The sequence below is a fragment of the Kitasatospora sp. NPDC054768 genome, assembly GCF_053612025.1.
This window is the reverse complement of record NZ_JBSHBN010000256.1, coordinates 1-7922: the sequence shown is the minus strand read 5'-3', so window position 1 is coordinate 7922 and position 7922 is coordinate 1. Positions and strand designations below refer to the sequence as shown.

At 72.8% G+C, this 7922-nt stretch carries 5 protein-coding genes; all 5 read left to right on the top strand.

What is annotated here, in order from left to right; all coding sequences use genetic code 11:
* Positions 1–219: 219 nt before the first annotated feature.
* The 5 genes from ACWGKU_RS39290 to ACWGKU_RS39270 all read left to right on the top strand — a co-directional run bounded on the left by ACWGKU_RS39290 (position 220) and on the right by ACWGKU_RS39270 (position 7874).
* Positions 220–726 (top strand): hypothetical protein, encoded by a 507-nt coding sequence (locus ACWGKU_RS39290; protein WP_401051216.1) that lies wholly within the window; start codon positions 220–222, stop codon positions 724–726.
* Between the two features lie 44 nt (positions 727–770).
* On the top strand, positions 771–2387 hold the full coding sequence (locus ACWGKU_RS39285; RefSeq protein WP_452180932.1) for a trypsin-like serine protease: 1617 nt from the start codon (positions 771–773) through the stop codon (positions 2385–2387).
* Positions 2388–2481: 94 nt separating this feature from the next.
* Positions 2482–4056 carry a trypsin-like serine protease gene (locus ACWGKU_RS39280; protein ID WP_452180931.1) on the top strand — a complete coding sequence of 525 codons (1575 nt, stop codon included), beginning with the start codon at positions 2482–2484 and terminating at the stop codon, positions 4054–4056.
* Positions 4057–4148: 92 nt separating this feature from the next.
* Positions 4149–5882 (top strand): trypsin-like serine protease, encoded by a 1734-nt coding sequence (locus ACWGKU_RS39275; protein WP_401055874.1) that lies wholly within the window; start codon positions 4149–4151, stop codon positions 5880–5882.
* A 141-nt stretch (positions 5883–6023) separates the two neighbouring features.
* Complete coding sequence (locus tag ACWGKU_RS39270; protein ID WP_452180930.1) at positions 6024–7874, top strand: trypsin-like serine protease; 1851 nt, start codon at positions 6024–6026, stop codon at positions 7872–7874.
* Positions 7875–7922 lie beyond the last annotated feature (48 nt).

Sequence of the window (7922 nt, the reverse complement as noted above, 5' to 3'; positions counted from 1 at the left end):
CTACTCGGTCAACGCCAAGCTCACCAGCGAGGGCGCCTCCCAGAGCATCGACATCGCCAAGGGCACCGCCGTCCCCGTCGGGATCGGCAGCGGCAGCGGCAGCGGCAAGCCCACCACCCTGCTCGAACTGCGCGTCACCGGCTGACCCGCGCCCGCCCCGCTCCCCGGTACCTGCTCCCCGCCACCCGCTACCCGCTCACCTTCCCGATGGAGCCCCAGGTGACAAACAACCCGTCCCGCACGACCCGGAGGACCGCCCGCCGGTGGCTGGCCACCGCCGCGGTGACCGCCGCGGTCCTCGGCGCCGCCACCGCGATCGCCGCCGCCGACACCACCCCCGCGGACAACTCCGCCGCGCCGCCGGCCGTCGAGGACTTCTCCTACCCCGGCGCCGCCGCCATCACCAAGGTGAAGCTGCTGCGCGGCGACGGCCATATCCTGCTCGCCGACTGCGGCAAGCCCACCCAGATCCAGATCGGGACCCTGGCCCCGGGCAACCCGGACAACCAGATCTGCTTCACCGTCACCGGCACGACGGGAACCCTCTCCCTCCAGCTGCCCGACGTGTTCTTCGTCCAGACCAGCGGCGGCCGCGCGGTCCGCGCCGGCCTCACCGTCGGCACCACCACCCAGACCGTCGACGTCCCCACGAACGGCTTCCAGGGAGTCGGCGAAGGCACCGGCGGCAACCCGGCCGCCCTCGTCGAGCTGACCGTCACCGGCTGACCACCACCCCCCGCATCCGCCCTTCACGTTGGGAAGAACACCTCATGCTTCGCAACTCCTCGGCCCGCAAGCTGCGGGCGGGCGTGCTGGTCGCGGCCGCGGCCGCCGGCGCCCTGGCGACGTTCGCCACGCCCCCGGCCGTCGCCGTCCCCGGTGACACGGCCGCCGACGGTTCCTACGCCGCCACCGCCCGGATCGTCGTCGGTGACCACCTGCGCGGCTGCACCGGCACGCTGGTGGACCGCTACTGGGTGCTGACCGCCGCGTCGTGCTTCTCCGACGACCCGGCGCAGCCGCAGGCCCTGGCGGCGGGTGCGCCGAAGTGGACCACCACCGTGACGGTCGGCGCGAAGTCGGCCCAGGTGGCCGAGCTGGTGCCGCGTACGGACCGTGACCTGGTGATGGCGCGTCTGGCCACGGCGGTGGACGGTGTCGCGGTGCTGCCGCTGGCGACCACGGCTCCGACGGCCGGGCAGTCGCTTCGTGTTCCCGGTTTCGGCCGGACCAAGGACGAGTGGGTGCCGGGCAAGCTCCACTCCGGTGTCTTCAGCCTCGACTCCGTGGCTCCGACGGGCATCGGCACCACCGGTACCGGTGGCGCGGTGGTCTGCAAGGGCGACACCGGCGCCCCCGTGATCCGCGAGACGGGCGGCAAGGCCGAGCTGGTCGCCGTCGCCTCGCGCTCGTGGCAGGGCGGCTGCCTGGGCACTCCGGCCACCGAGACCCGCACCGGCGCGTACAGCTCCCGGGTCGACAACCTCGGCGACTGGGTGAACGACCTGCGCTACCGCACGGCGGAGGTCAAGGCCGGCCTGCACTTGCAGATCATCGACATCAACAGCAGGGTGTGGAACACCGTCGACGACTCCAAGGCCGGCGGCTGGATCGGCAGCTGGTCGACCGCCAGTAGCCCTTCGCCGACCGCCGTGGACAGCGTCGCCATCGGCGACACCGTGCACGTCTACGCCGTCGGTTCCGATGGCAAGGTCTACACCCACGACGGCAGGGTCGGTGACGCGTGGACCCCGTGGGTCGAGGTGCCCGGCGGCGCCGGCGGTGCCCAGGGCGTCACCGCCGCGGTCCGCGGCAACACCGTCAGCCTCCAGATCATCGGCTCCGACGGCTCCCTCTACAGCACCCACGCCGACTACGCAGCCGGCAGCTGGCGCGGAAGCTGGGAGCAGGTCGGCGTCAACAAGCTGAAGTCCATCACCAGCGCCACCACCGCGGACGGCGTCGTCCACGTCTTCGCCGTCAACGAGGACCTTCGCGTCTACGGCCGTGACAACAGGCCCGACGGCAGCTGGACCCCGTGGGGCGAGATCCCCGGCGGCGCTGTCGGCGTCCAGGGCATCACCGCCGCCGCCCGCGGCAACACCGTCGACCTCCAGATCATCGGCGGCCTCGGCGACCTGTTCACCACCTACTGCCACTACGGCCTCGGCGGCTGGGACCCGGCCTGGACCAAGGTCAGCGACAACCGCCTGAAGGCCATCTCCAGCAGCGCCGAGGGCAACGTCGTCCACTTCGTCGCCGTCAACGAGGACACCAAGGTCTACACCCGTGACGCCGACTACAACGCCGGCAACTGGACGCCGTGGGTCGAGGTCCCCGGGGGCGCCTTCGGCGTGAAGGCGATCACCGCCGCCACCACCGGCTGACCCGGCCCGCACCACGTCCCGCCGGGCCGGCCGCCGCCCGGCCGCCGGTCCGGCGGGGCACCCACTTCTCGTACTCCTCAGGGGGGAATTCCCGATGTCCCGCAAGTCCCAGGTCCGTGCCCGTCGGGCGGGCGTGCTGGTCGCGGCCGCGGCCGCCGGCACGCTGAGCAGCTTCACTCCGGCCGGCGCCGTGGTCGGCGACCCGGCCGCCGACGGTTCCTACGCCTCCACCGCGCGGCTGGTGATCGGTGACCACCTGCGGGGCTGCACGGGTGCGCTGGTCGACCACTACTGGGTGGTCACGGCAGCGTCGTGCTTCTCCGACGACCCGGCGCAGCCGCAGGCCCTGGCGGCCGGTGCGCCGAAGTGGAAGACCACCGTGACGGTCGGCGCGAAGTCGGCCCAGGTGGCCGAGCTGGTGCCGCGTACGGACCGTGACCTGGTGATGGCGCGTCTGGCCACGGCGGTGGACGGTGTCGCGGTGCTGCCGCTGGCGACCACCGCGCCGACGGCCGGGCAGTCGCTGCGTGTTCCCGGTTTCGGCCGGACCAAGGACGAGTGGGTGCCGGGCAAGCTCCACTCCGGTGTCTTCAGCCTCGACTCCGTGGCTCCGACGGGCATCGGCACCACCGGTACCGGTGGCGCGGCGGTCTGCAAGGGCGACACCGGCGCCCCGGCGGTCCGTGAGGTCAACGGAAAGGCCGAGCTGGTGGCCGTGGCCTCTCGCTCCTGGCAGGGCGGCTGCCTGGGCGTGCCCGCCACCGAGACCCGCACCGGCGCCTACAGCTCCCGGGTCGACGACCTCGGCGCCTGGGTCAAGCAGGTGAAGGCCTCCCGCCCGGCCAGCGACCTGTTCGCGCTCGGCGGGGACAGCAAGGTCTGGACCAACGAGGGCGCGTACACCACCAACGTGTGGGGCACCTTCGAGGCGGTGCCGGACAGCATCGGCACGCGTCAGGTCAGCGCGGTCACGATGGGCGACACGGTGCGCCTGTTCACGATCGGCAGCGACCAGCGGATCTGGACCGCCGCGAAGAACACCACCACCGGCACCTGGAGCCCGCTCCAGCCCGTGCCGAACAACAGCGGCATGCGGCAGGTGACCGCCGTCGCCATGGGCGACAAGGTCCGGCTGTACGCGATCGGCGGCGACCAGCGCATCTACACCGCGGCGGGCGACTACACCGCCGGCACCTGGACCCCCTTCGAGGTCCTGCCCAGCAGCGGCATCAAGCAGGTGACCGCCACCGTCGTCGGCAACACCGTGCGCCTGTTCGCGATCGGCGGCGAGGACCAGATCTGGACCACCACCGGCGACTACACCGCCGGGACGTGGACCACCTTCGCGTCCATCCAGAGCAGCGCCATCCAGCACATCACCGCCACCACGATCGGCAACACGGTGCGTCTGTTCGCCGTCGGCGGCGACCAGCAGATCTGGACCACCGACAGCACCGACAACGGCCCCTGGACCACCTTCGACCAGGTGCCCGCCGTCCTCGGCGTCAAGCAGGTCGCCACCACCACCATCGGCGACACCATCCGGCTGTTCGCCCTCGGTACCGACGACGCGATCTGGACCGCCGACAAGAAGGCCGACGGCAGCTGGACCACCTTCTACAAGGTCGACAGCAGCGCCATCCGGGGCATCGCCGCCACCACCGGCTGACCCGCCCCGCACCCGCCCCCCCGCGGGGGCCGTCGGCACGAGACCGACCACCCCCGCGGGCTCTCGCAGGCCCACTCGAAGGGAAAGTCCGCATGTCCCGCAAGTCCCAGTTCCGCTCCCGGCGGGCGGGTGTGCTGGCCGCCGTGGCGGCGGCCGCCGCCGGCACGCTGACCACCTTCGCCCCGGCCGGCGCCGTCTCCGGCGACGTGGCGGCCGACAACACCTCCGCCACCACCGCGCGGATCGTCATCGGCGACCACCTGCGCGGCTGCACCGGCGTGCTGATCGACCAGTACTGGCTGCTCAGCGCGGCGTCGTGCTTCGCCGACGACCCGGCGCAGCCGCAGACGCTCGCCGACGGCGCGCCGAAGTGGAACACCACCGCCACCGTCGGTGCGAAGTCGGTCCAGGTGGTCGAGCTGGTGAAGGCCGAGGGCCGTGACCTGGTGATGGCCCGCCTCGCCACGCCCGTCGACGGCGTCACGCCGTTGGACGTGGGCACCGCCGCGCCGACGGCCGGGCAGTCGCTGCGGGTGTCCGGCTTCGGGCGCACCAAGGCCGAGTGGGTCCCGGACAAGGCCCACACCGGGGCGTTCAGCCTCGACACGGTGAGCGCGACCGGCGTCGGCATCACGGGGACGGGCGGTGCGGCGGTCTGCAAGGGGGACACCGGCGCCCCGGTGGTCCGCGAGGTCAACGGCAAGGCCGAGCTGGTCGCCGTCGCCTCCCGCTCCTGGCAGGGCGGCTGCCTGGGCGTGCCCGCCGCCGAGACCCGCACCGGCGCGTTCGCCACCCGGGTGGACGACCTCGGCATGTGGATCACCAAGACCCGCCACTCGACCCCCTCCGGGACCGTGGTGAAGGCCTCGCCGTCCACGGTGGTCGACCCCGCCACCGGACACCGGCTGACCTTCGTGCAGGACGACAGGAACAACCTGTGGTCCGTCGACCCGCTGGCCGAGGGCTGGGTCAACCTGGGCACCTACGCCGCGACCCGCCCCACCGCGATCGCCGACCCGGCCACCAACCACGTGATGGTGTACGTCAACGGGCCGGACAACAGGCTCTGGTCCTACGACCGCACCACCAAGCACTGGACCAAGTTCGTCCCGACCCCGTCCGGCACGGTGCTGGCCCCCGACGCGGTGCCGCGCACCGTCGTCGACCCGGCCACCAACCACCTGGTCACCTTCGTCCGCGACACCGCCCACCACCTGTGGTCGGTGGACCCGCAGGGCGAGGGCTGGTACGACTACGGCCTGCTGGCCGCGAGCGACCCCGTCCCGATCGTCAACCCGAACGACGGCCACATCGTCGTCCACGTCAACGGGCCGGACAACCGGCTGAACTCCATCGACCGCCGCGGCGCCGGCCGGGTCGAGTTCGTCCCGCCGGCCCTCGCCCCCGACGCCGTCCCCTCGACCGTGGTCGACCCGGCCACCGGGCACTTCACCACGTTCGTCCGGGACGCCGCGAACCACCTGTGGTCCGTCGACCCGTGGGGCCCGGGCTGGCGCGACTGGGGCGTGATGGCCGCCACCGACCCGGTCGCGATCGCCGACAAGACCGGCAACCGGACCGTGGTGTACGTCAACGGTCCGAGCAACCGGCTGAACTCGCTGGACTTCTCCACCGGGACGTGGACCGAGTTCCTCCTCACCCCGTCCGGTACCGCGCTCGCCGCGGACGCCGTCCCGCAGACCGTCGTCGACCCGGCCACCGAGCACCTGGTCACCTACGTGCGGGACGTCAACAACACCCTGTGGTCCGTCGACCCGCAGGGCCCGGGCTGGGTCCGCTTCCACGGCGGCCCCTCCGCCCCCTGACCCGCCGCAGACCCGATGCGGCCCGCCCCGCCACCCGCAGGGCGGGCCCCCCGGCCGGGCGCACCGTCGGCGGTGAACCCCGTCCGCACCCCGCGCATCCGTGGAGTGCCGTCCCTCTCGAACGTTCCAGGGAGATCCCTCATGTCCCGCAAGTCCCAGGTCCGCTCCTGGCGGGCCGGCGTGCTGGTCGCGGCCGCTGCCGCCGGCACGCTGAGCACCTTCACCCCGGCCGTCGCCGTGGTCGGCGACCCGGCCGCGGACGGCACCTACGCCTACACCGCGCGCCTGGTGATCGGCGACAACGTGCGCGCCTGCACCGGCGTGCTGGTGGACCGCTACTGGGTGGCCACCGCGGCCTCCTGCTTCTCCGACGACCCGGCGCAGCCGCAGGCCCTCGCGGCGGGCGCGCCCAAGTGGAAGACCACCGCCACCATCGGCCGCACCGACCTGACGACCGGCGCGGGCACGGTGACGGAGGTCGTGGAGCTGGCGCCGCGCCAGGACCGTGACCTGGTCCTCGCCCGGCTGGCCAAGCCCGTCACCGACATCGCCCCGATCGCGGTCGCCACCACCGCCCCCAGCGCCGGGGAGACGCTGCGGGTGCCCGGGTACGGCCGGACCAAGGCCGAGTGGATCACGAACAAGCTGCACAGCGGCGCGTTCAGCCTCGACACCGTGAGCGCGACCGGCATCGGCACCACCGGTACCGGCGGCGCGGCGGTCTGCAAGGGCGACACGGGCGCCCCGACGATCCGCCAGGTCAACGGCAGGGCCGAGCTGGTGGCCGTGGCCTCCCGCTCCTGGCAGGGCGGCTGCCTGGGCGTGCCCGCCACCGAGACCCGCACCGGCGCGTACTCCTCCCGCGTCGACGACCTCGGCGGGTGGATCGACCAGGTCCGCGGCGGCTGGTGGGACACCGTCACCGCCAACCCGGCCGCCCGCAGCTCGGTCTACGACCCGGTCCGGAAGATCTCCACGGTCTTCGCCGTCGACAGCAACCACCACGTGGTGTTCTCCTCCAGCCCGGACGGCACGAACTGGAGCGGCTGGGCGCAGGTCGGTGGCAACTGGGAGTTCGCGAGCGTTCCCACCGCGCTGTACAACCCCTCCACCGGCGGCACCGAGCTGTTCGCGATCGGCACGGACGGCGTGCTGTCCCAGACCTACTGGATGCCGGACGGCCAGGGCTGGCGCGAGTGGTACTTCCAGGACCGCGGCCCGAGGTTCACCGGCAGCCCCACCGCCGTCTACAACCCGGCGACGAGGACCGCGGAGGTCTTCGCCACCCGGACCACCGGGCTCGTCGCGCACGCGTACTACACCCAGGGCACGACGGGGTGGAGCGGCTGGACCGACCTCCGGGGCAACGGGGAGTTCGTGAGCAGCCCGAGCGCCGTGTACAACCCTTCCACCGGTGGCATCGAGCTGTCCGCGATCAACAACGACGGCGTACTCAAGCAGACCTACTGGAAGTCGGACGGCCAGGGCTGGCGCGACTGGTACGCCCAGGACTCCGGCTGGACGTTCTCCGGCAGTCCCACGTCCGCCTACAACCCGGTCACCAGGACCGTGGAGGTCTTCGCCACCCGGACCAGCGGGGTCGTCGCGCACGCGTACTACACGCCGGGCATGACGAAGTGGAGCGGCTGGTACGAGATCCCCGGCCGGCAGTTCGCGGGCTCGCCGTCGGCGGTCTTCGACCCCGCCACCGGTGGTTTCAAGTTGTTCGTGGTCGGCGGTGACGGTGTCCTCGCCCGCGCCGAGTGGCAGCCCGACGACAAGCGGTGGCGCGACTGGACGTCCGTCGGGGACTGGAAGTTCACCACCGGCCGCTTCCCGACCGTGACGTTCAACGCCACGGCGGGCGTGCTGGACCTCTTCGCCACCGGGCAGAACGGCGCCCTGAACCACGTCACCTACAAGGCCGACCCGGTCCCGGGCGGTTGGGGCGGCTGGACGACGATCGAAGGCAGGACGATGATCACCGGCTGACGCGCGGCACCGAGCGCTGGAAGCACTCCGGGCCCGGCCGTTCCCCCG

Excerpts from the sequence above, each read along its gene's own strand:
- ACWGKU_RS39285 (WP_452180932.1), top strand. The coding sequence starts at position 771 with ATGCTTCGCAACTCCTCGGCCCGCAAGCTGCGGGCGGGCGTGCTGGTC.
- ACWGKU_RS39280 (WP_452180931.1), top strand. The coding sequence starts at position 2,482 with ATGTCCCGCAAGTCCCAGGTCCGTGCCCGTCGGGCGGGCGTGCTGGTC.
- ACWGKU_RS39275 (WP_401055874.1), top strand. The coding sequence starts at position 4,149 with ATGTCCCGCAAGTCCCAGTTCCGCTCCCGGCGGGCGGGTGTGCTGGCC.
- ACWGKU_RS39270 (WP_452180930.1), top strand. The coding sequence starts at position 6,024 with ATGTCCCGCAAGTCCCAGGTCCGCTCCTGGCGGGCCGGCGTGCTGGTC.